We start from the raw sequence: 25,239 nt of genomic DNA on the forward strand, positions 1-25,239 counted from the left end.
TTTCCTCGTTTCGCTTTATTCGATTAGATCGGGGCAAAACAAGTGCATTTCAGGAACCGAAGGTTTTCACCTTAGAGCATGGCGGAAAAAAGTGTGAGCGGTTTCGGAAGATATCACTTTCTATTTCTGTGAGTTGCATTTGCCTGATTTTGCCCGGGCGATCGAATGCGCGAAGCGCTGGCGAACAGCTTGAATATGACACGGAATGGTAGCAATGTTGCCGGACTGACTGGGGGACGGGTCATGGGAACGATTGTTGCAGCGCATGCCTACGTGAATAACGAGGTCGCCTATGTGGCCTGGGACATCGATGCCAAGATCGACGGGTGCCTCGGGTTCGAAGTCGTCCGCGTTTATCTCGACGAACAGGGTAACGTGTCGATAAGGTCCGACGGCAGCGAGGACCGGGTGACCTGCGCCGCCTGGGTCGCCTTCAAGGGGCAGCGTAATCCGCATTGGCTGCCGCAGACGACGTCGCTCTGGCCGGTGCAGAAGCTGTCCTGGCGCGACCTGACGCTGCGCAAGCGCCGCAACGAGATGAAGCGCCGACCGGACGAGGTCCGCGTGCGCTATGAAATCCGCCCGCTCGGCGACCTGAAGCCGGGCATGCAGGCCGCGCCCGATCCGACGCCTGAGATCGTCGAAATCAACAAGCGGGATGAAAATGGCCGGCCGATCAAAAAGCTCGACGGCACCTTCGAGAAGATCGCGGTCAAGGCCTATGAGGGGCCTCCGCGGCCGCTCGGTTATCTCGGGCCGGCCGTCGCCTCCAATCCGGTGCATGTGACGCGCAAGCGTGGCCAGTTCGAGTCCACCTTCACCAACGGCATCCTCGCCGCCCAGTGGCTGCGAAACGTGCTTTTGGAAGACGGCGTCAAACAGCCGAACGAGCTGATCGACATGATCTCCAATCCGGAAAACGGCATCCGCAAATATCTTGCCGGCGATGTCATTCCCATGCTCAAGGACTTCATGAATGCGCCTGGCCGGTTCCTTGTCGCGCTCTATGAGCTCGAGGATGAGGAACTGCTCGACCTGCTGCTTGCCAACAAGGACAAGCTCAGCCTCATCCTCGCCAATACCGGAAAGGTCGGTGACAACTGGGATGTGCGCAATGCCCATGCACGTAACGCGTTGATCGAGGCCGGCGCTGAGATTCACCACCGCATGTTCAACAATTCGAGTCAGATCGGCCACAACAAGTTCGTCGTCCATATTCCGCCTGGCGGCGCGGATCGCAGCGTCTTCACCGGCAGCACCAACTGGACGGCGACGGGCCTTGCCGGCCAATCCAACAATGCGCTGATCGTCAGGAACGATGCCGTTGCCGCGGCCTATGTCTCCTATTGGGAGCGGATGCTGGAAGACAATGCAACGCTGGAAGAGCCGGTCGAATTCGATGACGGTATGCCCGACAACCAGCAGAGCAAGGCGTTCCGTCGCTCGAACGAGACGCCGTCCATTGTGCCCACCGGCAATGGCGCTTCGGTGGAAGCATGGTTCTCGCCGAACATGCAGAGCCGAAGGAAGGGCAAGGATACACCGCCCGACCTTCGCGAGGTCTACCGGCTGATGCGCCGCGCCGAGCATGCGGTGCTGTTTCTGGCCTTCTATCCCGGACAGTCCGGCAAGGATTGCATCGTCGGCGAGGCGATCGACATCGGCCTCAAGGATCAGAAGCTGATCGTCACCGGCGCCGTTTCCAGCCCCCAGGCCATGCCCAACTATGTCCCCAGCAAAAAGAACGATCCCGACGACGAGGACGACGATGTCGACGCCATCTCGCCGCATACGTTCGACGAGGCCAACGTCTCGATCGTCCGCGCCTCGCGCATCGACGACCGGCAACTGCTGGCGGATTTCGGCGCGGAGGAACTGACGGCCAAGAAGGTCGGCGCCATCATTCACGACAAGGTGCTGGTGATCGATCCCTTATCGGATGACTGCGTCGTCGTCCTCGGCAGCCATAATCTCGGTTTCAAGGCCTCCTACGCCAATGATGAGAACATGCTGATCGTCAAAGGCGACCGCGCCCTTGCCGAGGCCTATGCGGTGCATATCCTCGATGTCTACGACCACTACCGGTTTCGTGCGGTCGAGGCGGAACTGAAGCGTCAAGGCAAGAAAGGCTGGTCGGGCTTCCTCAACGTCGACGACAGTTGGCTGGACGGCTACGTCAATCGCACGAAGGGAGCGCTGACGCGCTATTTCGCGGTGGGCTGAATTCCCGAAGCTGACGGTGGCGATCCCGCGCCGTCATCCCTCCGGCAGAGGCACGAATTCTTCTTCGTCACCCGGCACGATATCGAAGCGGCCGGTGCGCCATTCCTCCTTGGCCTTTTCGATCCGCTCCTTCGAGGACGAGACGAAATTCCACCAGATATAGCGTTTCGAATTCAGCGCCGCGCCGCCGAAGAGCATTAGATGACAGCCGTCGCCGCCGGCTTCCAGCGTGATAGGATCGCCGGGCCGGAAGACCAGCAACTGATCGGCGGCGAAGCGATCGCCTGCGATGACCACCTCGCCCGACAGCACGTAGACGGCGCGCTCCTCATGGCCGGCGCCGAAGGGAAAGCGGACGCCCGGCTGCAGGTTGAGATCGACATAGAGCGTGTCGGAGAACGTGCCGACCGGCGATGTCATGCCTTCGAACGAACCGATGACGACCCGGCCGCGCACCCCTGATGTTTCGATCAGCGGCATGTCGGTCTTTTCCGTATGGGCGAAGGAAGGATCGATCTCCTCCTTGTCGTCGGGCAACGCGAGCCATGTCTGCAGCCCGGACATCAGCAACGGATGGCCGCGCAGATTGTCCGGCGTGCGCTCGGAATGGACGATGCCGCGGCCTGCCGTCATCAGGTTGATGTCGCCGGGACGGATGACCTTTTCGGTGCCGAGGCTGTCGCGATGGCGGATCTCGCCGTCGAACAGATAGGTGACGGTGGAAAGGCCGATATGCGGATGCGGCTTGACGTCGAGCGCCTCATTGGGCTTCAGGATCGCCGGTCCCATGCGGTCGAAGAAGATGAACGGCCCGACCAGCCGCCGCTGCCGTGTCGGCAGCGCGCGCCGCACCTGGAAGCCGCCGATATCGCTGCTGCGCGGAATGATCAGGTTCTCGATCGCATCGCAGGCGAAGGCATCGCCGGGCAGGGGATCTTTACCGGGAAAGAAGGACATGAGGGATCTCCGCTTGCAGGGACGTCGACCACAGATAGTCCCTGCAGCGCCGCGCGTCCAACAGGATGTGCCGAAGAGGCTCCATGATGTCAGATTGCGGTGAAGCCGTTATCGACGAAGAGATGAGCGCCATTGACGAAGCTCGATTCATCGCTGGCGAGATAAAGGGCGGCGCGCGCCACGTCTTCCGGTTCGCCGATCCGTCCCTGCTGCGCGGCGATGGCGGCATCCGAAACATCGACGCCGAGCGCCTGCAGGTCGGCGACCTCGCGCAGCCCGTGCGGCGTGCGGATGAAACCGGGGCAGACGGCGTTGCAGCGGATGTTTCGGTCGCGGAACTCGACGGCGATGGCGCGGGCAAACATGTGCACCGCGCCCTTGGTGGTGTCGTAGAGCACTTCCATCGGGGTGGCGGCGACCGCCGAGATCGACGAGGTGCAGACGATCGATCCGCCGCCGGCGGCCATCATCTTCGGCAGCACCGCCTTGGTCATCAGGAACATCGAGCGCACATTGACGGCGTGCAGCCAGTCCCATTCCTGAAGCGTCGTCTCCAGGAAAGGCTTGATGACGATGGTGCCGGCATGATTGAAGAGGACCGTCACCGCGCCATAACGTTCCTCGACGCCGGCCACGGCGGCATTGACGGCGGCTTCGTCCGAGACATCGGCCGTCCAGCAGTCGGCCTCGCCGCCGGCATCACGGATTTGCTTCACCGTCTCGGCGGCCGCCTGGCCATTGCGGTCGATGATCGCAACGCGCGCACCTTCGGCCGCAAACAGCTTCGAGGCAGCGCCCCCCATGCCGGTCGCGCCGCCCGAGATGATGGCGACTTTGCCTTTCAATCTGTCCGTCATTGTCTGTCCCCTGATGGTGTCGGAAGGGGATCATAGATCGACCGAAAGCTGATCGCCAAGTGTCTTCAAATGCCGCGTTCGGTAGGCTCAGGCGCCGTCCAGCGGCTCGACGCCCTGCGGCCTGCCGGCGCGGTCGAGCCTGATCTTCTCGATGCGGTTCTCGGCCGCCGAAAGCAGCGTCTCGCAATGTTTCTTCAGCGCTTCGCCGCGCTCGTAGATCTCGATGGATTCATCAAGCGCCACGTCGCCGCGTTCCAGCCGGGCAACGATGCTTTCGAGTTCGGCGACCGCCTTTTCGAAGGAAAGGCCTGATACTTCAGGCTTGGCGCTGTCAGTCATTCTCAACCCTTCATCATTCTCAGAATATGCATGCCCGCCGATTCGGCCAGCCCCTCGAGATCATAACCGCCTTCGAGCAGGCTGACGACCCGGTTCTTCGCGTGCCGGTCGGCCAGTTCCAGGACTCTGCCCGTCGCCCAGTCGAAATCCTCACCCGTCAGATTGATCTGCGCCAGGGGATCGCGGTGATGCGCGTCGAAACCGGCGGAGATGATGATCAGATCCGGCCGGAAATCGTCGAGCGCCGGCAGCACGCGCGATTTGAACGCTTCGCGGAAATGGTCGCTGCCGACATTCGGCGAAAGCGGCGCATTGACGATGGTATTGTGCTTGCCCTTCTCCTCCTTGGCGCCGGTGCCGGGATAGAGCGGCATCTGATGCGTCGAACAGAACAGCACCGAGGCATCGTCCCAGAAAATATCCTGGGTGCCGTTGCCATGGTGCACGTCCCAATCGACGATGGCGACGCGCTCGGCGCCGTGCCTCTTCTGCGCATGGCGGGCGGCGATCGCCGCATTGTTGAAGAAGCAGAAGCCCATCGCCGTCATCTTCTCGGCATGGTGCCCGGGCGGACGCGCGGCGACGAAGACATTGTCGGCCTGGCCGGAAAAGACGTCGTCGACGGCCGCCATCGCCCCGCCGATCCCGGTCAGCGCCGCCTGCAGGCTTTTGGCGCTGGCGTAAGTATCGGCTTCGAGCTGGTTGATCCGATCCTCTTCCTCGGGAATCTCCCTTATGACGGCGGCAAGATGCTCCTCCGGATGGGCAAGCAGCACCGCATCCTCGCTCGCCTGCGGCGCCTGCCGGCGCTCCAGCCGTTCGAAATTCGGATGCTCCAGCGCGACGTTGATGGCGCGGATCCGGTCCGACCGCTCGGGGTGTCCGGCGGGCGTCACATGTTCCAGGAAGATCGGGTGTTCGTAAAGACGGGTGCTCATGGAGACACTCTATCGGCCGCTTCTGTCATGTTCCACAGCAGATGGGGCATCGCCCGCCGATTTCAACAAGTGCTCCCGCGGCGCTTGCGCACGCTCGGGGACGCGAACCGTTGCTCGCAATATTTGCTCCGATCGCATCGTCATACCCGCGGCGCGCCTTCGAGAACCTGCAAGCCAGGCTCTAACGCTTTGAATCAAATCTGTTTCGATCCAATGAATTATGCAGTAATGTCGGTTTGGGGGAATGTTGCAAGGCAGTATTGTTGATGAGTGAGTCAAAGCGTCCTGGGGTGACGGAAATACGCGTGCCGTTTCGCGATGTCGATATGAACGGCAAGATGTTCCTGGCTTCCTATATTTCTTACGCTGAATCCGTCATTGCGAGCTTCTGGTCGGCGCGGCCCGATGTAGACGACGAACCGCTCTATAGCGCCAGCAAGATCTCCTGCATGCTTCACCGCCCGCTGCACCATGACGAGCCGGCAATCTTCACCGCCGCCATCGACAAGATCGGCGTGCGCTCCATCGGCTTTTTGGTTTCGATCGACACGGGGGAGGAGCGCGCCGCCGAGGTCGAGATCATCTGGCAGGCCCGCAACAGAGAGGACGAGCAGCCGGCCTCCCTGCCGGAGGAAACGCGCGACTGGCTGTATGGGTTTTTGGATTAGGGGCGTTGCGGCAGGTAGCGATGAAGGACGAGCGAGAGACCGGTCGGTGGGACGCCGACGACGTCGTGACGTTCATGTATGGAACACAAAGAGCCGCGCTGCTTCTGGCGCTGCGGGATTTCTGGAAAGCACTTCTCTCGGCCTGGCCGAATAAGAAAAACACTTTCGTTTCCCCGCATCGTGGAGATGAACCTCAAGAGTAAGAGCCCGGCCAGATGGGTTCCTTGATCTCCGCGATGCGGCTCGGCTTTCCGCCGGCTGAAATTTGGGCCTCTCGTCATCTCGACGCCATGCTGGCCACCAGATCGCTGAACCTCTCGCCCTGAATGCCGACATGCGTTCGCAGCAGGCGGCGGGCGGCATCTCCATCTCCGGCAAAGATCGCGTCGACGATGGCGCAATGTTCCGAGAAGGAGGTCGACAGGCGATTGCGCACGCGCAGCTGGAGGCGGCGGTACGGCCGCAGGCGTCGATGCAATTGCTGGCATTGCTCCTCAAGGAAATCGCTGCGGCTTGCCGCGTAGATCGCCTTATGGAATTCCTCATTGTCGTAATAATAGGCATCGCTGTCGCCGGCACCGGCCGATTGTTCGCAGCGGCTGTGGGTGGCGGTGATCGCTTCCCGGGAGGCCTTGTCCAGCCGGCGTGCGGCGAGCGATCCCGCCAGGCCTTCGAGTTCCGCCATGACTTCGAACATCTCATAGATCCGGTGCGGGCCGGGATCTATCACGATCGCACCGCGGCGCGGGCGGATTTCGATCAGCCCGATGGCGTCAAGCTGCATCAACGCCTCGCGCACCGGCGTTCGCGATACGCCGAACCGATTGGCAAGCACCGTTTCATCAAGCCGTTCACCGGGGGCGAACTCGTAGGAAAGTATCGCGTTTTCAATCTCATCCCGAAGCCACCGGCCGGCATTCTCTGACATTTGTCTCGCATCCTTCATACACAAGCGCCATTCTTGTATACACGAATGTTGACGCCGTGTACGAAAGATGACACTCTACATACTACCGATGAAGCCCGACAATGGGAAGCAGATGGTCTGAATGGCCGCTCGGCTGGTCTTCGGAAGAGAGGAGAATGGCATGCCCGAGGCGTCTTTCTTCACCGACATGCTGCAAAGCATCACGGATCACGGTCGCCAGCTTTTGTTTTCCGGCTCGCGCAACACACAGGCCGCCGCCAAAGCCGATCTTCAGACCCTCTGTGAAATGCTGCTGTCGAGCCGGGGCGAAGCATCCGGCATGGCCCTTGCGGCCGAGATACTTGATCGCTGGGAGGCCCTCGACAGCGAGGGCGCGCAGGCATTCCTCCAGATGCTTCACGAAAAATTCGGGCCTGATGCGAGCAAGCTCGACCAGGCGATTGAACGCTACCGCACCGACAAGAGTTCGGCCGCCGTTATTGCGCTCCACCAGGCAGCCGAGCCGCGGCGCCAGGAGCTTCTGCGCCGGTTGAATCACGCGCCGAACGGCACCGCCACGCTCGTTCGTATGCGTCAGCAGCTGCTTGCTTCCAAAGACCGATCAGAAGCCTATGACGCGCTTGATGCCGACTTCACGCATCTGTTCGGCTCCTGGTTCAATCGCGGCTTCCTGACGCTGCGACCCATTGACTGGTCGACGCCGGCAAACATCCTGGAGAAGATCATCAAATACGAGGCCGTGCATGAGATCGCCAGCTGGGAGGAGTTGCGCCGTCGCTTGGCGCCGGCCGACCGTCGATGCTTTGCCTTTTTCCATCCGCGACTGGCCGACGAGCCGCTCGTCTTCGTTGAGGTGGCGCTTACCCGATCCGTGCCGAAGGCGATCGCCGATGTGCTCGATGAGGGCAGGGAGCAGATCAATGCCGACGAGGCGACGACGGCCGTCTTCTATTCGATCTCCAACTGCCAGGATGGCCTGCGCGGCATCTCCTTCGGCAATTTTCTGATCAAGCAGGTCGTGGAAGACCTGCGCCGCGACCTGCCCGGCCTGAAGAATTTCGTCACACTGTCGCCGGTCCCGGGCTTTGCCCGTTGGCTTGCCAAGGTGCGCGCCTCGGCAGACGGCCTGGTTCTATCCGAAGCGGCCATGAAAACGCTGGCCTTGCTCGACGATCCGAACTGGCCCGGCAAGGAGAACGGCGCGGCCGAAGTGGAGCGCGTATTGCTGCCGCTTGCGGCGCGCTACTTCCTGACCGAGCGGACGCCGGAGGGCCGTCCCGTCGATCCCGTTGCCCGCTTCCATCTCGGCAACGGCGCGCGGCTTGAACGATTGAATTTCCTCGGCGACCGCTCGCCCAAGGCTATCCAGCAGGCGCACGGTCTGATGGTCAATTACCTCTACAAGCTCGACGACATCGTCGCCAACCACGAGGCGCTGGCGCAGCGCGGCGAAGTGATCGCCTCGCCCGCCGTCAAAAACCTGCTCAGCCAGAGCGATGACGGCCGCCGCGGCGGCCATGGCCAGCAGGGCTCTCGAGCATTCGTACAACTGATGAATTCCACGCTTGGAGGAGGGCGAAAGTGAGCAACCATCTTTTCGATGCCATGCGGGCCGCCGCGCCCGGCGACGCAGCGTTCATCCGGATCGATAGCACCCGCACATGGACCTATGACGACGCCTTCGCTCTTTCCGGCCGCATCGCCGGCGCGATGGACACGCTCGGCATCCGCCCCGGCGACCGGGTTGCGGTGCAGGTCGAAAAAAGCGTCGAGGCGCTCATCCTCTATCTCGCCTGTCTTCGCAGCGGTGCCGTCTACCTGCCGCTCAACACCGCCTATACGCTGGCCGAGCTCGACTATTTCATCGGTGATGCGGAGCCGCGTCTGGTGGTCGTCGCCCCGGCCGCCCGGGAAGGCGTGGAGACCATCGCCAAACGCCACGGCGCGATCGTCGAAACCCTCGACTCCGACGGTAGCGGCTCTTTGCTCGATCTTGCGCGCGACGAGCCGGCCGACTTTGTCGATGCCTCGCGCACCGCCGATGATCTGGCCGCGATCCTCTACACCTCGGGAACAACGGGCCGTTCGAAGGGAGCGATGCTCACCCATGGAAATCTGCTCTCCAACGCCCTGACCCTGCGGGACTACTGGCGCGTCACATCAGATGACCGGCTGATTCATGCCCTGCCGATCTTCCACACGCACGGGCTCTTCGTCGCCACCAACGTCACCCTGCTCGCCGGCGCCTCGATGTTCCTGCTGCCGAAGTTCGACGCCGATGAGGTCGTTTCGCTGATGCCGCAGGCAACGATGCTGATGGGCGTGCCGACCTTCTATGTGCGCCTGCTGCAAAGCCCCCGATTCGGCAAAGAAGCGGCGGCCAACATCCGCCTGTTCATCTCCGGCTCGGCGCCGCTGCTGGCGGAGACGCATTCCGCGTTCCAGGCGCGGACCGGCCACGCGATTCTTGAGCGCTACGGCATGACGGAAACCAATATGAACACGTCGAACCCCTATGACGGAAAGAGGATTGCCGGGACGGTGGGCTTGCCGCTGCCTGACGTGACGGTGCGCGTCACCGATCCCGCCAGCGGGCAGGTGCTGCCGCCTGAAGAAACCGGCATGATCGAGATCAAGGGGCCGAACGTCTTCAAGGGCTATTGGCGCATGCCGGAGAAAACCGCGGCCGAATTCACCGCCGACGGTTTCTTCATCAGCGGCGATCTCGGCAAGATTGATCGGGACGGCTATGTCCACATCGTCGGCCGCGGCAAGGATCTGGTGATTTCGGGCGGCTACAACATCTATCCGAAAGAGGTCGAGAGCGAGATCGACCAGATCGACGGTGTCGTCGAAAGCGCTGTGATCGGCGTGCCGCATCCCGATTTCGGAGAAGGCGTCACCGCCGTCGTCGTGTGCAAGCCTGGCGCCGTCCTGGATGAAAAGAGCATTGTCAGCGCCCTCCAAGACCGCCTCGCGCGCTACAAACAACCCAAACGCATCATCTTCGCCGACGACCTCCCGCGCAACACGATGGGCAAGGTTCAGAAGAACATCCTGCGGCAGCAATACGCCGATCTTTACACCAGGACGTAAGGCGACCGCCCTCTGGGAGGAGGGCGCGCCGGCATCCGCATCAAACTTGAACGCAACAGCTACGGCGCTGGAGGCGCCGGAGGGAGGGGAATCATGGGTATTGAAATACTGGCCATAGGCCTGTTGGTCGCGATGTTCATCATTGCGACGATCCAGCCGATCAACATGGGCGCGCTCGCTTTTGCCGGCGCCTTCCTTCTCGGCTCCATGACCATCGGCATGAAGACCGGCGATATTTTTGCCGGCTTCCCGAGCGATCTGTTCCTGACGCTCGTCGCCGTCACCTACCTCTTCGCCATCGCGCAGATCAACGGCACCATTGATTGGCTGGTCGAATGCGCCGTGCGCCTGGTGCGTGGACGCATCGGCCTGATCCCATGGGTGATGTTCCTCGTCGCCGCCGTCATCACCGGTTTCGGCGCGCTTGGGCCGGCCGCAGTGGCCATTCTCGCCCCTGTGGCCTTGAGCTTTGCCATTCAGTACCGCATTCACCCGGTGATGATGGGTCTCATGGTGATCCACGGCGCCCAGGCAGGCGGCTTTTCACCGATCAGCATCTATGGCGGCATCACCAACCAGATCGTGGCGAAGGCCGGCCTGCCTTTCGCTCCGACGTCGTTGTTTCTCTCGAGCTTTTTCTTCAACCTGGCGATATCAGTGCTGGTGTTCTTCGCCTTCGGCGGCGCAAAGGTCACGAAGCACGCGCCGGCAACATCACCTGGCCCCTTGCCCGAACTGCATCCCGAGGGCGTGTCGGCCTCGATCAGGGGCCACGGCGGCACGCCGGCAAAGCCGATCCGGGACCATGCCTACGGCACGGCGGCCGATACGGCGGCGACGCTGCGTCTGAACAATGAGAGAATCACCACCCTGATCGGCCTGACGGCGCTCGGCATCGGCGCCCTGGTTTTCAAGTTCAATGTCGGTCTGGTCGCCATGACCGTCGCCGTTGCGCTGGCGCTGCTGTCCCCGAAGACCCAGAAGGCGGCCATCGACAAGGTCAGCTGGTCGACCGTGCTTTTGATTGCCGGCATCATCACCTATGTCGGCGTCATGGAGAAGGCCGGTACGGTCGACTATGTCGCGAACGGCATATCCAGTCTCGGCATGCCGCTGCTGGTGGCGCTCCTGCTTTGCTTTACCGGCGCCATCGTCTCGGCCTTTGCATCCTCGACCGCGCTGCTCGGCGCCATCATCCCGCTTGCGGTTCCGTTCCTCATGCAGGGACATGTCAGCGCCATAGGCGTGGTCGCGGCCATCGCCATCTCGACGACGATCGTCGATACCAGCCCCTTCTCCACCAATGGCGCCCTCGTGGTTGCCAATGCGCCGGATGACAGGCGAGAGCAGGTCCTCAAGCAGTTGCTGATCTATAGCGCGCTGATTGCGATTATCGGCCCGATCGTCGCCTGGTTGGTGTTCGTCGTGCCGGGGCTGGTTTGACGGCCACCGCCGAACCCATCGCTTTCCGCCCCGGACCATCGCCCGCGGCGGCGAAAAACCTGAACGGCGTGGTGTGCGGGCGGGGCGGCCGGCTCAGTATTCCGAACCGCTTCTATTGCTTAGATCGTGACGTTCCGTGCCATTCAATGGTGGATTGAAGACGCTGACGAGGATGAGATCCTCATCCTTGCCACCCCGCAAATAGTGCCGATCGTGTTTGTCGAGAACGTAGATATCGCCGGCGCGGATGGGGAAGACATTGCCGTCCATATCCTCGACCTCGCCTGCTCCCTGGATGCAGTAGCAGGCCTCCAGATGGTTGCGGTACTGCAGCAGGGCTTCGGTGTTGGCGCGAACAACGGTGTGGCAGACGGTAAACCCCATCCCGTCATCCCTGGTCAGCAGACGATGGCTTGTGCCATTGCCCCAATCGACGAAACGCTCGGTCTGCTCGACTTCTCTCAGGCTTCTCACAAACATGTTCGTCTCCTCGCGAATGGCTGAGATCTTTTGATCTCCGTGATCCATTAGGCACTGCAGCCGCGACTCTTTCAAATGATCTAATTTGAGAGACTTGTTAGAATATTCTACACATAATCTGGCGCGGGCCGAGGGCGATCGGATATTCTCCGGCACGTTCGGAGTGATACTAAAAGATTTGACATATCGGGCGGCGAATGGATCCTGCTGCTTATGTGAGGAATTCGAACATATGCAACTGCCGCCGCTGAACGCATTGAGAGCCTTCGAAGCAACCGCCCGGCTCATGAGTCTTTCAAAGGCCGGAGACGAACTGCACGTGACCCATGCCGCGATCAGTCACCAGATCAAACATCTGGAGACATGGATGGGACGCAAGCTGCTGCAAAAATCCGGACGCGGCGTTGCACTGACGCCGGCGGGCGCCGAATATTACCTGGCCGTTTCGGGCTCGCTCGCTGCCATCGCCCACGCCACCGGCAACATGCGCAGAGACCACAATATGCGTTCGATAACCGTGGGATGCATTCCTTCGATCGCGTCGCGCTGGCTGGTTCCGGCACTTCCATCTTTTCGGGAGAGCGATCCTGATCTTGATGTCAGGATCGTCTATGCAAAAGCGGAAGAGCGCTTCGATGACGAAAGCCTGGATGTTCTCATTACCATGGGAGAAGACGTGTCAGGGGGACGGGAGAGCCGCCTGCTTTTCTCCAGGCGCAACCAGCCGGTGGCCAGCATTCATTATCTGGCAAAGCGAAACTGGATGGCCGACGGCGTTCCCTTTGCGGCAGCCGAACTGCTGCACGATGAATCCATGGACGGCTGGAAGGAATGGTTCCGAAAGGCTGAGATAACGGCGCCCGACCCGCTTCGCGGGCCGATATTCCAGGACTTCAACATTCTTGCCACGGCAGTGATCGCCGGGCATGGCGTCGCACTATGCCCTGTCGAAGTGTTCCGGCGAGAGATCGATCGCGGCGACCTCGTTGTGCTCTCGGACATTTCGACGGCAGAGACTCAAGGCTATTACCTGATCACCAGCTCCTGGGCGAAGAAGCCGGTTCGCCGCTTTGCGGAATGGTTCACGGCGGAGTGTCGATCAGGCGGCCCGCCGACCATGGAATAGGCTGGAAACCACAGGGCACGGCTCGTTTTGACCCGAGCTGAAATGTCATGAAAGTTTCATATTGGTGCTATTGCGGCGATCGAAAAACAATCTACACTTTTGATCAGGAAACGAGCTTTCCTGAAGCAAACGAAAGGAAACTGATTGGATTCATATCTTCTGACGACCATGCTCGTCGCAGGCCTACTGGCCTTTGCCCTGACCGCGGTAAGAGCAGGAGCAACCGCCCAGACCAGCGCAAACACCAGGCGAAGTCCGGGTTCAGGTAGCGACGGCGGAATTGGGTTCGAGGTCTCTGATGACGGGGGCTGCGATGGCGGCGACGGAGGTGGCGGGGACGGTGGAGGAGACTAGATCAAACGAAATCGATAGCATGCCCGACCGCCTCAAGGCGGTTTTTTGTTGCCCGAACTCCACTCCGTACCAGGCCTCCAAATAGGCCGGAATGTCAGGCCCGCTCGAGGATTGCGGAACTGATCTGACGGGCGAATAGACGAACGGATCCGACACGCAATCCAATTTATGGGTCGTCACAGGAAACTTGAGCCCTATGTCTGTCGAGGCGGGCTGGGCGAAGGTGTTGGAGACAATCAATATGGCTAAATCTGCGGCGGGAAACCCGTATATTTACGGGATCGACGCACTGCGCTTTGCATGTGCCCTGATGGTGACAGTGTTCCATCTCGGATTTACTTCCTGGGCCTCGCCTTTATATCTCAGACCGTACAAAATGCCGGCGATCGAGAATGTCGCCCAGCCCGGATGGGTCGGCGTCGAATTGTTCTTCGTCATATCGGGCTTCGTCATCGTCAATTCCGCCGCTTCCGCCAGCGCCCTGTCATTTCTCAAGGGGCGTATTCTGCGGCTCTATCCGGCGGTATGGATCTGCGCATCGCTGACGCTGATCGTCATTGCCACACAGGACGTCAACTGGCGCATCCTCATGAGCTATCTGCGCTCGATCACGCTCTATCCCGGGGGGCCCTGGATCGATGGCCAGTATTGGACCCTGGCATGCGAGATTTGCTTCTACGCCATCGTCTTCATCATGTGCGCGACCGGGCAGAAGACGAGGATGTCCGCCCTGGCGCTCGGCCTGTCGCTGGCCAGCGCGGCTTTCATCGCGCTGTCTTACGCCGTTCCCGATGCAGCCATACAGGACATGTTCACCGAGACCGCCTGGCGGGCCATCCCCTTTTACTACGGCTGCCAATTTGCCGTCGGCATCTATATCTGGCTGCTGTCCCAAGGCCGGATGAGTGGGATATCCTGGCTGGGCTTCTTCTGCGCCTTGGCGGCGGGGGGCGCCCAGATCTACATGGCCGGAGAGAACAGCAGCGACCGCACGCTCGCCGCAGCGGGTCATTCTTTCTCCTCCTTTCCCGCAATCGCAATCTGGCTGGCTGGATTGATATCGATCGTCGCAAGCGTCGGCTATGCCAAGCGGATCAGCCGTCTGCCAAGCTTGTTGCTTCGATCGGTGAAAACCTTCGGCGCGATGACCTATCCGCTCTATCTCCTGCATCTCGCCATCGGCGTCCAACTTCTCGACTGGCTGACCGCCCGCGGAATGGCGCCGCTGCTGGCACTGGCTTTGGCCGTCGCGATCATTTGCGCCATGTCGCTTGCCGTATGCAAATGGGGAGAGCCGCCGATGCGGAGCCTTTTGCGAGGATTGCTCGATCGACTTGGGCAACGGGCTGCCGTTTTTCTGGCGAGGGAGTCTCGGGTCTAGGGGTAAAATTGAGGAGAGGGAGTAGGCCCGAGGCGCAATGATGTCCGAATTCCCCCTTCTCGGCTCTTGCCTCGACCTTGACCCCACTCTCCGTCCTGCTCGGGCTTGCCCCGAGCATCCATGCGACATCCTCTAATACGCAGTGGCCACCTTCGGTGGAAGGCGGCCACTGACGCTATGGATAGGCCCTAAACGCTCAAGCGCGCGCCGGCAGCAGGGGATAGCCGACCATGACGGCGCGGCCGAGCAGGGCGGCGACGACGGCCTTGATCACATCGCCCGGAATGAAGGCCATCGAGCCGACGAAGGCTTTCGTGAAGCCGAGGCCTGCGACGGTCGCGAGATAGGTGATGCCAAAGGCGTAGAGCACGACGATGCCGCCGATCATGGCGGCGAGGAAGAAGCTCACCGTCTGCACCAGGCCGGATTGCCCATGGTTGACCAGGCGCTCGCTGAGATAGCCGGTGACGAAGGCGCCAAAGATCCAGCCGACGAGGAAGCCAGCTGTCGGCGAGGCGAAGATCGCCAGGCCGCCGCGGCCGCCGGAAAGCACCGGCAGGCCGATCGCGACGAGCAGCAGCACGATCAGCACGGCGATCGCGCCGCGCCGGGCGCCGAGCACGACGCCGGCCATCATGACGCCGAGCGACTGGGCGGTGATCGGCACCGGAATGAAGCCGAGCGAGATCGGCGGCAGCAGGCCGAGCGCCACGATGATCGCGGCAAAGAGGGCGGTAAGGACGAGGTCGCGGGTGCTCATCATGAACTCCGTATTAAAAAATCGTTAACTTCCATGCCGCCGAATGCGGCGCGCGTCAATCGCCGCGGCGACATTATCCGCGTCCTTCAGCGTCAGAATGATCAGCGGCGCAAGCATACTTGTCGGCCGGACCTTCAGCCCACGCGCCATGTGCGCCTCGCGGATCGCCTGGTAACGGTTGACGATCTCAGGCACGAAGCGCAGCACCAGTCCGAGAGCAAGGCCGATATCGTCGGCCTGAACCCGGCCGGTGCGTTCGAGCGGGCGGGCAAGCGCCGTCACCTCGTCGATGAACTCGGTAATTGAAGTCGTCGCCGTCACGCTGGCGGCGAGAAGCATCAGCGCCGTCAACCGTAGCACGGGCACGAGCGCCGCCTGCCAGGGATTGAAGATGAAGTTGAAGAGGGCGACGACCGCAATCGTCAGGAAGATCGGCCGCAGCCGTCGCAACGCCTCGCCGAGCGGCAGGCCGACCGTGCCGTAGAGCACCGCCGCCACCAGCACGGCGCCCGAGAGCAGGAGGAGATTGTGGCCGATGAACAGCAGGATGGCGAAGGCCGTCAGCGACAGGAGCTTTACCCGCGGCGAGAGCCGGTGCATCGGGCTGTTGCTTTCGACGTAGAGCGTCTGCATCAGGCGGCGATCTCCCGATAGCGGGCGACCGCTTCGGCCGCAGGCGCATCGGCGGCAAGCCGCCCTTCGTGAAACACGAGCACCCGATCGAAACCGGCAATCAGCTCAAGGTCGTGGGTGATGACGATGGCGCTTTCCGGCAGTCCGGCGATGATCCTCTCGACCAGCCCCCGGTTTTTGAGATCGAGCTGGTTGGTCGGCTCGTCAAGGATGAGAATGCCCGGGCCGGTCGCCAGCACCGAGCAGAGCGCCGCCAGCTGGAGCTCGCCGCCGGAAAGCTCGTGCGCCCGGCGATCGGCTAGCGCCTCGGCGCCGAAGCGGGCCAGCACGCCTTGGACCCTTGCCTCGATCTCAGCCTTGCTGAAGCCGCGCCGCTTCAGCCCGAAGGCGATGTCGTCCTTGACGATCGGCAGGATGATCTGGTTCTGCGGCGACTGGAAGATGAAGCCGACATCGGCGCCAACAGTCTTCTCGTCGGCCGTGTCGCGGCCGTTGACCATGACGCGGCCAGTGGTCGGCTTGGTCAGCCCATTGATCAGCCGCGCAAAGGTGGTCTTGCCCGAGCCATTCAGTCCGATGATGCCAATCCGTTTGCCCGTGATGCCGAGCGTCAGCGGCTCGAGCGCCACCCGAGCCCCGAAACTGACACCTGCACTTTCGAATTGAATATCCAAACCAAGTCCCTCGCATTTTCTACCGGAGGGGTTGCCGATGCCGGCCCCTCATCCGCCTGCCGGCACCTTCTCCCCGTAAACGGGGCGAAGGGACCATGCCGCGCCCTCTCGGTTCCCCGCAGGCCCCTCGCAGGGCACGTCCCCTCGCCCCGTTTACGGGGAGAGGGTTAGGGTGAGGGGCAGCCATTGGCGCCAACCCGACAGCAGTGCTTCTATACGGGGAAGCAAGGATGATGAAAGCGCAAATCGCGACGTCGACACTTGGGCGGATAATCGGGTGGCTAGGAAGATTTTCCGCGTTATGATGGATGCATGACGAATCTGCTGTCCAATTCCGATGCCCGCCGTGTCTTTCTTGCCAAGCAGGGCCTCAGCGCCTCACCGAACCGTGCCTTGACCAAGGCCGGCCTGCTGCAGTTGATCCACGATCTCGGCTTCGTCCAGGTGGACAGCATCCAGACGGTGGAGCGGGCGCATCATCAGATCCTGTTTTCCCGCAACCAGACCTATCGGCGCGAGCATCTGAAGGCACTGCTCGAAAAGGAGCGCGCGCTGTTCGAGCACTGGACGCACGACGCCTCCATCCTGCCCAGCGCCTTCTTCGTATATTGGAAGCACAAGTTCCGCCACCAGGAGAAAGTCCTCGTCGAGCGCTGGCGCAAGTGGCGCGGCGAGGGTTTCGAGGCGGCTTTCGAGGAGACCTATGAACGTGTGCGGCGCGACGGCGCGATGCTGGCGCGCGACGTCAAGGCCGATGGCCACGCCTCCGGCGGCTGGTGGAACTGGCATCCGAACAAGACGGCGCTCGAATATTTCTGGCACACCGGCAAGTTCGCCATCGCCGGCCGCTCGAATTTCCAGAAGATCTATGATCTGACCGAGCGCGTTATCCCCGCTGAATTCCGCGAGCCGGAGGTAAGCCGCGAAGACTTCGTCGATTGGGCCTGCCGCAGCGCGCTTGCCCGCCTCGGTTTCGCCACCCACGGCGAGATCGCAGCCTTTTGGAACCTGGTCTCGCCCGACGAGGCCAAGGCCTGGGTATCAGCCCATCGTGACGAGCTGACCGAAGTGCTGATCGAACCGGCGCCCGGCGGCAAGCCTCGCCCGTCCTGGGCCTTTGCCGACTTTCTCTCGACGCTCGACACCTATCCGGACGCTCCGCCGCGCATCCGCGTGCTCAGCCCCTTCGACCCGATGATCCGCGACCGCAACCGCACCGAACGCCTGTTCGGCTTCTTCTACCGCATCGAGGTCTTCGTGCCCGAAGCCAAGCGTGAATATGGCTATTACGTCTTCCCGCTGCTCGAAGGCGACCGGCTGATCGGCCGCATCGACATGAAGGCGGACCGGAAGAAATCGACCCTCGACGTCAGGCGGCTCTGGCTGGAACCGGGCGTGAAGGCTTCCGCCGGACGGTTGGAGCGGCTGGAGGCGGAGCTGGATCGGGTGGCGCGGTTTGCTGGCGTGGAGAAGGTCGTGTTGCTCGAGGGGTGGAGAGGATAATTTCCTCGAGAGAGCGCATCAGATTGCCCCTCACCCTAACCCTCTCCCCGTAAACGGGGCGAGGGGACGTGCCAAACGTTGAGATGGAGGACGCCGGTGCGACATGTCCCCTTCTCCCCGCGGGCGGGGAGAAGGTGCCGGCAGGCGGATGAGGGGCTGCCATCCGGCTTTCGTTTGACCCTCAGCAGATCTCCGTCTTGCTGATCTTGATGCCGAAACCTTCCAGGCCGACATAGTGGCGCTCGCGGCTGGTGAGCAGCTTGATCGAGCTGACGCCGAGATCCTTGAGGATCTGGGCGCCGAGGCCGATTTCCAGCCATTCGCTCTCGCGCGTCTGCGCCTCGGCATGGGCTTCGCGGCCCTGGTTGCGGGCCTTGCGGCCATTGTCGTAATGGCCGACGCCGACGGAGCCCTCGCGCAGATAGACGATGATGCCGCGGCCTTCGGCGGCGATCTTCTCCATGTAGAAGTCGACCGGGCTGTTCTTGCCGAAGAGATCCTCGGCGACATTTTCCGGATGCAGGCGCACCGGAATGTCGACGCCGTCGCGGATGTCGCCGAAGACGACGGCGAGATGCTGCATCGGGTCCCAGGGCAGGGCATAGGTGTGGGCCTTGGCCTTGCCGAACGGCGTGTCGATGTCGAAGCTCGCGCCGTGCTCGACCAGCGTTTCCTTGCGCTGGCGATAAGCGATGAGGTCGGCGACGGAGACGAGCTTCAGCCCGTGCTTCTCGGCGAAATCGACAACCTGCGGCCCGCGGGTGACGGTGCCGTCGTCATTGACCAGTTCCGAGATGACGCCGATCGGCGGCAGGCCGGCGAGCCGGCAGAGATCGACGGCCGCTTCCGTATGGCCCGAGCGCATCAGCACGCCGCCTTCGCGCGATACCAGCGGGAAGATATGGCCGGGACGGACGAAATCGGCGGCCCCTACATTCGGATTGGCGAGGTTGCGCACCGTCAGCGTCCGGTCGTCGGCCGAGATGCCGGTCGTCGTACCGTGCTTGAAATCCACCGAGACGGTGAAGGCGGTCGTGTGGGCCGAATCGTTTTCCGCCACCATGGCGTTGAGGTTGAGGCGCTTGGCCTCTTCCTTCGGCATGGGTGCGCAGACGATGCCTGAGGTGTGGCGCACGATGAAGGCCATCTTCTCCGGCGTGGTGTGGACGGCGGCGACGATCAAATCGCCCTCGTTCTCGCGGTCATTGTCGTCCATGACGACGACGATTTCGCCCGCCTCGAAGGCCCTGATGGCGTCGACGACGCGCTTCTGATCGTAAGACATGGACGCTCCTATTTCAGACGGCCTGTCTGGCCGCGGTCGCGAAGGTAATGATCGGCAATGGCGCAGGCGACCATCGCCTCGCCGATCGGTACGGCGCGAATGCCGACGCAGGGGTCGTGCCGGCCCTTGGTGCGCACGTCGACATTCTTGCCGTCGGCATCAATCGACTGGCGTTCGGTCAGGATCGACGAGGTCGGCTTGACGGCGAAACGCGCCACGATCGGCTGTCCGGTCGAGATCCCGCCGAGAATACCGCCGGCATTGTTGGAAAGGAAGATCGGCGTTCCGTCATTGCCCATGCGCATCTCGTCGGCATTGTCTTCGCCTGAGGTTTCGGCGGCGGCAAAACCATTGCCGATCTCCACACCCTTGACGGCATTGATCGACATCAGCAGCGAGGCTATGTCCTGGTCGAGCTTGGAATAGATCGGCGCGCCGAGACCTGCGGGCACGCCTTCGGCGATCACTTCGATAACAGCGCCGATGGACGAGCCGGCCTTGCGGATGCCGTCGAGATATTCCTCCCAGACCGGCACGATTGCCGCATCCGGCGAGAAGAACGGGTTTTGTCCGACCTGATCCCAGTCCCAGTTGCTGCGGTCGACCTTGTGTTTGCCGATCTGCACCAGGGCGCCGCGCACGGTGACACCCGGCACGACGAGGCGGGCGATGCCGCCGGCCGCAACCCGGGCGGCGGTCTCGCGCGCCGAGGAGCGGCCGCCGCCGCGATAGTCGCGAATCCCGTATTTGAGGTCATAGGTATAGTCGGCATGGCCGGGCCGGTATTGCCGGGCGATCTCGCCATAATCCTTGGAGCGCTGATCGGTGTTCTCGATCAGCATGGAGATCGGCGTGCCTGTGGTCGTCATCGTCTCGCCGTCGGCATCGAGCATGACGCCGGACAGCACCTTCACCAAGTCGTCCTCGCGCCGCTGCGTGACGAAGCGGGATTGGCCGGGCTTGCGCTTGTCGAGCCAGACCTGGAGGTCTTCGAGCTTGAAGCGCAGACCTGGAGGGCAGCCGTCGACGACGCAGCCGAGCGCCGGGCCATGGCTTTCGCCCCAGGTGGTTACGCGGAAGAGGTGACCGAATGTATTGTGTGACATGTGTTCCCACGGCGGCGCCTGAGCGCCGGTCGCCGCCGGCCGCGCCATTGCTTGAAAAGGCGCGACACTCATAGGCCAAAAAACCGCCGAGGCAAAAGCCTTTCTTTGCGTCAAACCGGCAGCGGCGGAAATGCTGTTTCGCTCCTTTGCGGCAGCATGGCCGTCACGAAGCCAGCCGCCATCCAGTTCCGGCCGCAGCGGCGGTGAGATCAGCGAGGGAAGCGCGTGGTTAACGCAGCGCCTTGATTATGTTTAAAATGCCATTCATCAATTGGGCGGGAAAAGCCATTCTTACGGGCAATTTTCGCCATATTCAGGAGATTATCTGTGGCCAGTGTTCTCGTGCAGCGTTTCAAGAGGATTGTTGCCATGCGTTTCGTCGTCGCCACGCTTTTGGCCACAGCAAGTTTCCTGTCGCCGATGAGCGGTTTTGCCGAGAGCGCCGATGTCGAGGCGACGATCAAGAAGGTCGACACGGCCAATCTCGTGCTGACGCTCGACGATGGCAAGACCTATCAGGCGCCGGAGGAATTCAATTTCGACGGCCTCGAAGCCGGCGTGAAGGTCATCGTCTTCTACACCGAGGTCGACGGCAAGCGCGTCATCAACGATCTCGATATCGTCAAGTAGGCAGTTTCCGGAGAATGGTCGTGTGAGGTTGGCGCCAATGGCTGCCCCTCACCCTAACCCTCTCCCCGCTCGCGGGGCGAGGGACTTGCCCCACGAGAGCGAGTGGACCGGAGAGGGCGCGGCACGTCCCTTCGCCCCGCGAGCGTGGGTCCGAAGGACGGGTCGCACGTGGCTCGACCCCGGTTCGGTGGCGGCAGCCGGATGAGGGGCTCATATCGGCGATCTCCCCCGGGCCGAACAACTCGCTCCCATCCCAATCCGACCAACACTGAGCGCAGCGCCCTGCGATGCCTACAGCCAGACGATTGTCCGCTCGCGCGTATCGATCCTGACGATCCGGTCCTGTGGTATACCGCCTTCGGCGGCGGTGCTCTTAGGCAGGTCGGCAATCGCCTGGAACAGCGTGCGGATGACGCCGCCATGGGTGACGCAGACAGTCGGGCGATCGACGGAGTGCAGCCATGCGCTTGTGCGCCAGGAGAGGATCTCGTAGCTCTCCGCATCGTCGCCGGGTGGAATGAAATCCCATTTCGAGGCATTGCGTTCGGCCACCCGCTCGGCCTGCGTCGCCCTCAGTTCCTTGAGCGTCGAGCCCTCCCAGTCTCCGAAGGAAATCTCCACCAGCCTCGGATCGGTGCGATAGGCAAGCGGCGGCAGTCCCATGGCGGCGCGCATGATCTCCATCGTTGCGCGCGTGCGTCCGAGCGGGCTTGCGACAAAATCGAATTCGCCGACCGCATCGCCGAGGATCTTGGCCAGCTCGATGCCGTTCTGCCGGGCTTGTTCCAGGCCGATGGCGTTCATCGGCACATCCTTCTGGCCCTGCAGGCGACGCTCGGCATTCCAGTCGGTCTGACCGTGTCTGATCACGTAGATGAGCACGGTCTCGACTCCGGGGGACTTAGTCCTTGACGACCGAAATATCCGGCGCGTCGACCGCCTTCATGCCGATGACATGATAGCCGCTGTCGGCGTGATGCACTTCACCGGTGACCGAGCGCGACAGGTCGGACAGCAGATAGAGGCCGACGTCGCCGACTTCTTCGATCGTGACCGTGCGGCGCAGCGGGGCATTATATTCGTTCCACTTCAGAATATAGCGGAAATCGCCGATGCCGGAGGCGGCGAGCGTCTTGATCGGCCCGGCCGAAACGGCGTTGACGCGGATGTTCTGCGGCCCGAGATCGACGGCGAGATATTTGACGCTCGCTTCGAGCGCGGCCTTGGCGACGCCCATGACATTATAGTTCGGCATGACCTTTTCGGCGCCGTAATAGGTTAGCGTCAGCATCGAGCCGCCGTCCGTCATCAGCTTCTCGGCGCGGCGTGCGACCGAGGTGAAGGAGTAGACGGAAATCTGCATCGTCTTGGTGAAATTGTCGGGCGAGGTGTCGATGTAGCGGCCGGTCAGCTCGTCCTTGTCGGAAAAGCCGATCGCATGCACAAGGAAATCGATCTTGCCCCACAGCTTTTCGACATTTTCGAAAACCGCGTCGATGGTGGATTCGTCGGCGACATCGCAGTGGCCGACGAGCGTCGCGTCGATCTCGGCTGCAAGCGGCTCGACACGCTTCTTCAGCGCATCGCCCTGATAGGTGAGCGCGACTTCTCCGCCCTGCGCATGAATGGCCTTGGCAATACCCCACGCAATCGAACGATTGTTGGCGACACCCATGATGACGCCGCGTTTGCCTGCCATGAGGCCGGATGCTTGAGCCATATTTCGCTCCCTAGGATTCTGATCGATCCTGCCTATGGCATAGGCCGTTAATCGGTTCAAGCTTGGCCTGGATCATCAACTGTTAGGGATCGTAACAAAGGGTGCGAATGTCATAAAAATTTCACAGGAACAGGCCTTCGCGCATGCTCCGCATGAGATCTGTGATCTTATCGTCGGGTTTTTCCCACAGGATGATGCGCAATTCGACGACGAGATCGCCTCTGCTGCCGTCTTCCCGCGGCAATCCCTGGCCGGGAATCGCGATCGTCTTGTCCGAGCCCGACCATGCGGGAACGGTGATATCAAGCGGCCCGGCCGGGCCTTCGATGCGCGCCTCGGTGCCGAGCACGGCATTCTCGATACTGATCGGCAGCACGGCGTGCAGGTCGAAACCATCGACGGTGAAGCGCGGATCGGGGGCGATGCGGATATTGACGACGGCATCGCCGCGCTGCATGCCCGGCAGCTTGAAGCCCTGTCCCTTGAGCCTGATCTCGTGACCATCCGTGGTGCCGGCCGACAGCACGAAGCCGATTTCGCGGCCCTCCGGCAGCGACGCGTTGATCCAGGCGCTTTTCAGCACGTCGTCGATCGTGACCGTCGCCGTCGTCACCTCGTCCGGCGCTTTCTCGAGGCCGCTATCCTTGGCGCCGGTGAAACGGCGCACCAGCGATGTCAGAATGCTGAGCGGCAGCGACAGGTTGGCGGCATTGTTTGATGTCTCGCCGGATTCCTCCTCGGCTTCGGGGGCCTCGCCATCCACACGTTTGCCCGCTTCGGACTGTGTCTGGCCCTGCGTCTGCTGGGTCTGCGTCTGCTGGGCGCGGCCCTGCGCCTGGCCGCCCGCCGCAGCGCGTGTCTGCGCGCCGAAAATGCGCTCGACCATCTCCTCGGCACCTTCGCCAGTGCCGGCCTGCTGTTTTGGGCCTTCGGCCGCGGCCTTCTGGGCAGCCCGGGCAAGCTCTTCCATCACCCGCTCGGCATTGGCCTGCGCCGCCTTGGCGCGGGCCGCAGCCTCGCGCGCGGCCTGGCGCTGCTGCATGATCGTCTGTTCCTGCTTCTTGGCTTCCGCCACCCGCACGGCATTGTCGAACAGGCTGCGTTTGCGCGGGTCTCTCAGCGTTTCGTATGCGCGGCCGATCTCGGCGAACCGCGCCGTCGCCGTCGGATCGTCCTGATTGTGGTCGGGATGGGCTGCTTTGGCCATGTTGCGCCAGGCCGCCTTGATCTCTTCTGCCGCCGCGTCGCGCTTGACGCCCAGAATTTTGTAAGGATCGCGCATGTCAAAACCGCCGGTGTTGCGATGCGGGTGACGCCTGTCCTTGCCCGGCATCCCCGCCCAATATCGAAGTCCAATATCAACATGTGAGGCGCCACCGGCCACGAAGGCAGGCAGAGCCACTCTCGACACCGATCGTGCGGCCGAGTTGCTAATCACTTCTTATTTCCGTGGAGAGATGGGGAGTGTTTTGCCGTAAATGGTTAGCTGTTTGCTAAGCATTCGCGACAAAGCTGGCGGCCGTTAACTGTCGCGCGCGCCGAATCGGTTCCGGCAGATCAAATTTCCCGCCGGACATTAACTTTCACGCCGGAAATTAGCTTTCCCGCCGGAAATTAACTTTCCGGCTGGAAGCTCAGCAGCTGCCAGTTGCCGCCGCCGACGAGGCAGGTCTTGCCGTAGAATTTGGCGATCCCGACATATGAATGCCGCGTCGTGCGGAACTGCCGGCAGACCTGGCCCGATTCGTTGTTTTCGACGATCGTGTCGATGACGCCGGCGCTGCCGGTCGATGCATTCGCCCAGGGAAGCGGCTGGCCTTCGAGCTTGTGCACATCGGCCGAGGTCACGGCGTTGCGCACTGTCATCTCGTCCGAAAGCGTGTCGGTGCTCGGCGGCGTCTGCGGCACGGTGCCGGTGGCCACCGACCGGTCGACCTTGGCTTCGCTCAAGAAATCCATCCCGCCCGCGAGGCAGCCGGAAAGCGACAGCATTGCGGCGCCGACAACCAGGAAGACGCTGCTGCGTTGCCGCAGGCCCTTTGTATGGCGATATGACTTTGCTATGACTTCCACCCTGCGTCCTGTCCAGTTATCAAAAGCTGGGCGAGTTTTGAATAATCCGGGGCATTTGAACCAAT

The 25,239-nt window shown here is 62.0% G+C and carries 24 protein-coding genes; 9 read left to right on the forward strand and 15 right to left on the reverse strand.

Translation table 11 applies throughout. The annotated features are described in order from the left end of the window. Positions 1 to 243 precede the first annotated feature (243 nt). Positions 244 to 2,223 (forward strand): phospholipase D-like domain-containing protein, encoded by a 1,980-nt coding sequence (locus FHT70_RS23615; RefSeq protein ID WP_183705209.1) that lies wholly within the window; start codon positions 244 to 246, stop codon positions 2,221 to 2,223. Between the two features lie 33 nt (positions 2,224 to 2,256). On the opposite strand, the gene FHT70_RS23620 is transcribed toward FHT70_RS23615, so the two are convergent. The 4 genes from FHT70_RS23620 to FHT70_RS23635 all read right to left on the reverse strand — a co-directional run bounded on the left by FHT70_RS23620 (position 2,257) and on the right by FHT70_RS23635 (position 5,314). Then, a complete protein-coding gene (locus FHT70_RS23620) occupies positions 2,257 to 3,180 on the reverse strand; it encodes a pirin family protein (RefSeq protein ID WP_097597734.1) in 924 nt (307 codons plus the stop codon). Positions 3,181 to 3,269: 89 nt separating this feature from the next. Continuing rightward, a complete protein-coding gene (locus FHT70_RS23625) occupies positions 3,270 to 4,037 on the reverse strand; it encodes an SDR family oxidoreductase (RefSeq protein WP_183705211.1) in 768 nt (255 codons plus the stop codon). Positions 4,038 to 4,124: 87 nt separating this feature from the next. After that, entirely contained in the window at positions 4,125 to 4,376 is a 252-nt protein-coding gene (locus tag FHT70_RS23630) for an exodeoxyribonuclease VII small subunit (protein WP_039618216.1), read from the reverse strand. 2 nt (positions 4,377 to 4,378) lie between these two features. Then, complete coding sequence (locus tag FHT70_RS23635) at positions 4,379 to 5,314, reverse strand: histone deacetylase family protein (RefSeq protein WP_183705213.1); 936 nt, start codon at positions 5,312 to 5,314, stop codon at positions 4,379 to 4,381. 266 nt (positions 5,315 to 5,580) lie between these two features. On the opposite strand from FHT70_RS23635, the gene FHT70_RS23640 reads away from it, so the two are divergent. Further along, a complete protein-coding gene (locus FHT70_RS23640) occupies positions 5,581 to 5,982 on the forward strand; it encodes a thioesterase family protein (RefSeq protein WP_085777184.1) in 402 nt (133 codons plus the stop codon). 277 nt (positions 5,983 to 6,259) lie between these two features. Here FHT70_RS23640 and FHT70_RS23645 read toward each other — a convergent pair whose 3' ends face one another. Next, entirely contained in the window at positions 6,260 to 6,910 is a 651-nt protein-coding gene (locus FHT70_RS23645; RefSeq protein WP_097597731.1) for a GntR family transcriptional regulator, read from the reverse strand. A 160-nt stretch (positions 6,911 to 7,070) separates the two neighbouring features. Between FHT70_RS23645 and FHT70_RS23650 the strand changes: the two genes are divergently transcribed. The 3 genes from FHT70_RS23650 (at position 7,071) to FHT70_RS23660 (ending at position 11,449) form a co-directional block, all read left to right on the forward strand. Further along, the gene (locus FHT70_RS23650; protein WP_183705214.1) at positions 7,071 to 8,495 is read left to right on the forward strand and encodes a malonyl-CoA decarboxylase; all 1,425 of its coding nucleotides are present in this window, start codon (positions 7,071 to 7,073) and stop codon (positions 8,493 to 8,495) included. Beyond that, positions 8,492 to 10,006: a malonyl-CoA synthase gene (locus tag FHT70_RS23655; RefSeq protein WP_183705216.1), complete on the forward strand. Its 1,515-nt coding sequence runs from the start codon at positions 8,492 to 8,494 to the stop codon at positions 10,004 to 10,006. The genes FHT70_RS23650 and FHT70_RS23655 overlap by 4 nt, the downstream gene beginning before the upstream one ends. A 93-nt stretch (positions 10,007 to 10,099) precedes the next feature. Next, positions 10,100 to 11,449, forward strand: a complete 1,350-nt coding sequence (locus FHT70_RS23660; protein WP_183705218.1) for an SLC13 family permease — start codon at positions 10,100 to 10,102, stop codon at positions 11,447 to 11,449. A 93-nt stretch (positions 11,450 to 11,542) separates the two neighbouring features. Here FHT70_RS23660 and FHT70_RS23665 read toward each other — a convergent pair whose 3' ends face one another. Further along, entirely contained in the window at positions 11,543 to 11,929 is a 387-nt protein-coding gene (locus FHT70_RS23665; RefSeq protein WP_085779980.1) for an ectoine synthase, read from the reverse strand. 232 nt (positions 11,930 to 12,161) lie between these two features. Here FHT70_RS23665 and FHT70_RS23670 point away from each other — a divergent pair, with 232 nt between their 5' ends. Next, positions 12,162 to 13,055: a LysR substrate-binding domain-containing protein gene (locus FHT70_RS23670; protein ID WP_183705220.1), complete on the forward strand. Its 894-nt coding sequence runs from the start codon at positions 12,162 to 12,164 to the stop codon at positions 13,053 to 13,055. 595 nt (positions 13,056 to 13,650) lie between these two features. After that, positions 13,651 to 14,790, forward strand: a complete 1,140-nt coding sequence (locus tag FHT70_RS23675; RefSeq protein WP_183705222.1) for an acyltransferase — start codon at positions 13,651 to 13,653, stop codon at positions 14,788 to 14,790. Between the two features lie 196 nt (positions 14,791 to 14,986). On the opposite strand, the gene FHT70_RS23680 is transcribed toward FHT70_RS23675, so the two are convergent. The 3 genes from FHT70_RS23680 to FHT70_RS23690 are packed head-to-tail and all read right to left on the reverse strand — an operon-like array spanning position 14,987 to position 16,857. Then, positions 14,987 to 15,550 carry a biotin transporter BioY gene (locus FHT70_RS23680; RefSeq protein ID WP_011424275.1) on the reverse strand — a complete coding sequence of 188 codons (564 nt, stop codon included), beginning with the start codon at positions 15,548 to 15,550 and terminating at the stop codon, positions 14,987 to 14,989. Positions 15,551 to 15,574: 24 nt separating this feature from the next. Further along, positions 15,575 to 16,183 carry an energy-coupling factor transporter transmembrane protein EcfT gene (locus FHT70_RS23685; RefSeq protein WP_183705224.1) on the reverse strand — a complete coding sequence of 203 codons (609 nt, stop codon included), beginning with the start codon at positions 16,181 to 16,183 and terminating at the stop codon, positions 15,575 to 15,577. Next, positions 16,183 to 16,857, reverse strand: coding sequence for an ABC transporter ATP-binding protein (locus FHT70_RS23690; RefSeq protein ID WP_183705226.1), 675 nt, complete (start codon positions 16,855 to 16,857; stop codon positions 16,183 to 16,185). Before FHT70_RS23690 ends, FHT70_RS23685 begins: the two co-directional genes overlap by 1 nt. A gap of 312 nt (positions 16,858 to 17,169) precedes the next feature. Between FHT70_RS23690 and FHT70_RS23695 the strand changes: the two genes are divergently transcribed. Then, positions 17,170 to 18,360 carry a winged helix-turn-helix domain-containing protein gene (locus FHT70_RS23695; protein WP_183705228.1) on the forward strand — a complete coding sequence of 397 codons (1,191 nt, stop codon included), beginning with the start codon at positions 17,170 to 17,172 and terminating at the stop codon, positions 18,358 to 18,360. A 181-nt stretch (positions 18,361 to 18,541) separates the two neighbouring features. On the opposite strand, the gene ribB is transcribed toward FHT70_RS23695, so the two are convergent. Further along, a complete protein-coding gene (gene ribB, locus FHT70_RS23700; protein WP_085777193.1) occupies positions 18,542 to 19,645 on the reverse strand; it encodes a 3,4-dihydroxy-2-butanone-4-phosphate synthase in 1,104 nt (367 codons plus the stop codon). A gap of 8 nt (positions 19,646 to 19,653) precedes the next feature. Further along, positions 19,654 to 20,751 (reverse strand): chorismate synthase, encoded by a 1,098-nt coding sequence (aroC, locus tag FHT70_RS23705; RefSeq protein WP_183705230.1) that lies wholly within the window; start codon positions 20,749 to 20,751, stop codon positions 19,654 to 19,656. Between the two features lie 369 nt (positions 20,752 to 21,120). Between aroC and FHT70_RS23710 the strand changes: the two genes are divergently transcribed. After that, on the forward strand, positions 21,121 to 21,381 hold the full coding sequence (locus FHT70_RS23710; RefSeq protein WP_003569889.1) for a DUF1344 domain-containing protein: 261 nt from the start codon (positions 21,121 to 21,123) through the stop codon (positions 21,379 to 21,381). 291 nt (positions 21,382 to 21,672) lie between these two features. On the opposite strand, the gene FHT70_RS23715 is transcribed toward FHT70_RS23710, so the two are convergent. The 4 genes from FHT70_RS23715 to FHT70_RS23730 form a co-directional block, all read right to left on the reverse strand. Then, positions 21,673 to 22,263: a histidine phosphatase family protein gene (locus FHT70_RS23715; RefSeq protein WP_183705233.1), complete on the reverse strand. Its 591-nt coding sequence runs from the start codon at positions 22,261 to 22,263 to the stop codon at positions 21,673 to 21,675. Positions 22,264 to 22,282: 19 nt separating this feature from the next. Next, the gene (fabI, locus tag FHT70_RS23720) at positions 22,283 to 23,101 is read right to left on the reverse strand and encodes an enoyl-ACP reductase FabI (RefSeq protein WP_064800910.1); all 819 of its coding nucleotides are present in this window, start codon (positions 23,099 to 23,101) and stop codon (positions 22,283 to 22,285) included. 121 nt (positions 23,102 to 23,222) lie between these two features. Beyond that, positions 23,223 to 24,383, reverse strand: a complete 1,161-nt coding sequence (locus tag FHT70_RS23725) for a DnaJ C-terminal domain-containing protein (protein ID WP_183705235.1) — start codon at positions 24,381 to 24,383, stop codon at positions 23,223 to 23,225. A gap of 332 nt (positions 24,384 to 24,715) precedes the next feature. Next, positions 24,716 to 25,174: an RT0821/Lpp0805 family surface protein gene (locus tag FHT70_RS23730; protein WP_064800911.1), complete on the reverse strand. Its 459-nt coding sequence runs from the start codon at positions 25,172 to 25,174 to the stop codon at positions 24,716 to 24,718. Positions 25,175 to 25,239: the final 65 nt, after the last annotated feature.

Origin of the sequence: Rhizobium sp. BK049, assembly GCF_014193135.1 — a bacterium.
Classification (GTDB): domain Bacteria; phylum Pseudomonadota; class Alphaproteobacteria; order Rhizobiales; family Rhizobiaceae; genus Rhizobium.

What these genes read in the sequence shown, in the direction of transcription:
- aroC (WP_183705230.1), bottom strand. Translation starts at nt 20,751, where the DNA reads ATGTCACACAATACATTCGGTCACCTCTTCCGCGTAACCACCTGGGGC.
- FHT70_RS23680 (WP_011424275.1), bottom strand. Translation starts at nt 15,550, where the DNA reads ATGAGCACCCGCGACCTCGTCCTTACCGCCCTCTTTGCCGCGATCATC.
- FHT70_RS23675 (WP_183705222.1), top strand. Translation starts at nt 13,651, where the DNA reads ATGGCTAAATCTGCGGCGGGAAACCCGTATATTTACGGGATCGACGCA.
- FHT70_RS23670 (WP_183705220.1), top strand. Translation starts at nt 12,162, where the DNA reads ATGCAACTGCCGCCGCTGAACGCATTGAGAGCCTTCGAAGCAACCGCC.
- FHT70_RS23665 (WP_085779980.1), bottom strand. Translation starts at nt 11,929, where the DNA reads ATGTTTGTGAGAAGCCTGAGAGAAGTCGAGCAGACCGAGCGTTTCGTC.
- FHT70_RS23660 (WP_183705218.1), top strand. Translation starts at nt 10,100, where the DNA reads ATGGGTATTGAAATACTGGCCATAGGCCTGTTGGTCGCGATGTTCATC.
- FHT70_RS23640 (WP_085777184.1), top strand. Translation starts at nt 5,581, where the DNA reads ATGAGTGAGTCAAAGCGTCCTGGGGTGACGGAAATACGCGTGCCGTTT.
- FHT70_RS23620 (WP_097597734.1), bottom strand. Translation starts at nt 3,180, where the DNA reads ATGTCCTTCTTTCCCGGTAAAGATCCCCTGCCCGGCGATGCCTTCGCC.
- FHT70_RS23630 (WP_039618216.1), bottom strand. Translation starts at nt 4,376, where the DNA reads ATGACTGACAGCGCCAAGCCTGAAGTATCAGGCCTTTCCTTCGAAAAG.
- FHT70_RS23615 (WP_183705209.1), top strand. Translation starts at nt 244, where the DNA reads ATGGGAACGATTGTTGCAGCGCATGCCTACGTGAATAACGAGGTCGCC.
- FHT70_RS23695 (WP_183705228.1), top strand. Translation starts at nt 17,170, where the DNA reads ATGACGAATCTGCTGTCCAATTCCGATGCCCGCCGTGTCTTTCTTGCC.
- ribB (WP_085777193.1), bottom strand. Translation starts at nt 19,645, where the DNA reads ATGTCTTACGATCAGAAGCGCGTCGTCGACGCCATCAGGGCCTTCGAG.
- FHT70_RS23650 (WP_183705214.1), top strand. Translation starts at nt 7,071, where the DNA reads ATGCCCGAGGCGTCTTTCTTCACCGACATGCTGCAAAGCATCACGGAT.
- FHT70_RS23625 (WP_183705211.1), bottom strand. Translation starts at nt 4,037, where the DNA reads ATGACGGACAGATTGAAAGGCAAAGTCGCCATCATCTCGGGCGGCGCG.
- FHT70_RS23710 (WP_003569889.1), top strand. Translation starts at nt 21,121, where the DNA reads ATGCGTTTCGTCGTCGCCACGCTTTTGGCCACAGCAAGTTTCCTGTCG.
- FHT70_RS23725 (WP_183705235.1), bottom strand. Translation starts at nt 24,383, where the DNA reads ATGCGCGATCCTTACAAAATTCTGGGCGTCAAGCGCGACGCGGCGGCA.
- FHT70_RS23645 (WP_097597731.1), bottom strand. Translation starts at nt 6,910, where the DNA reads ATGTCAGAGAATGCCGGCCGGTGGCTTCGGGATGAGATTGAAAACGCG.
- fabI (WP_064800910.1), bottom strand. Translation starts at nt 23,101, where the DNA reads ATGGCTCAAGCATCCGGCCTCATGGCAGGCAAACGCGGCGTCATCATG.
- FHT70_RS23635 (WP_183705213.1), bottom strand. Translation starts at nt 5,314, where the DNA reads ATGAGCACCCGTCTTTACGAACACCCGATCTTCCTGGAACATGTGACG.
- FHT70_RS23685 (WP_183705224.1), bottom strand. Translation starts at nt 16,183, where the DNA reads ATGCAGACGCTCTACGTCGAAAGCAACAGCCCGATGCACCGGCTCTCG.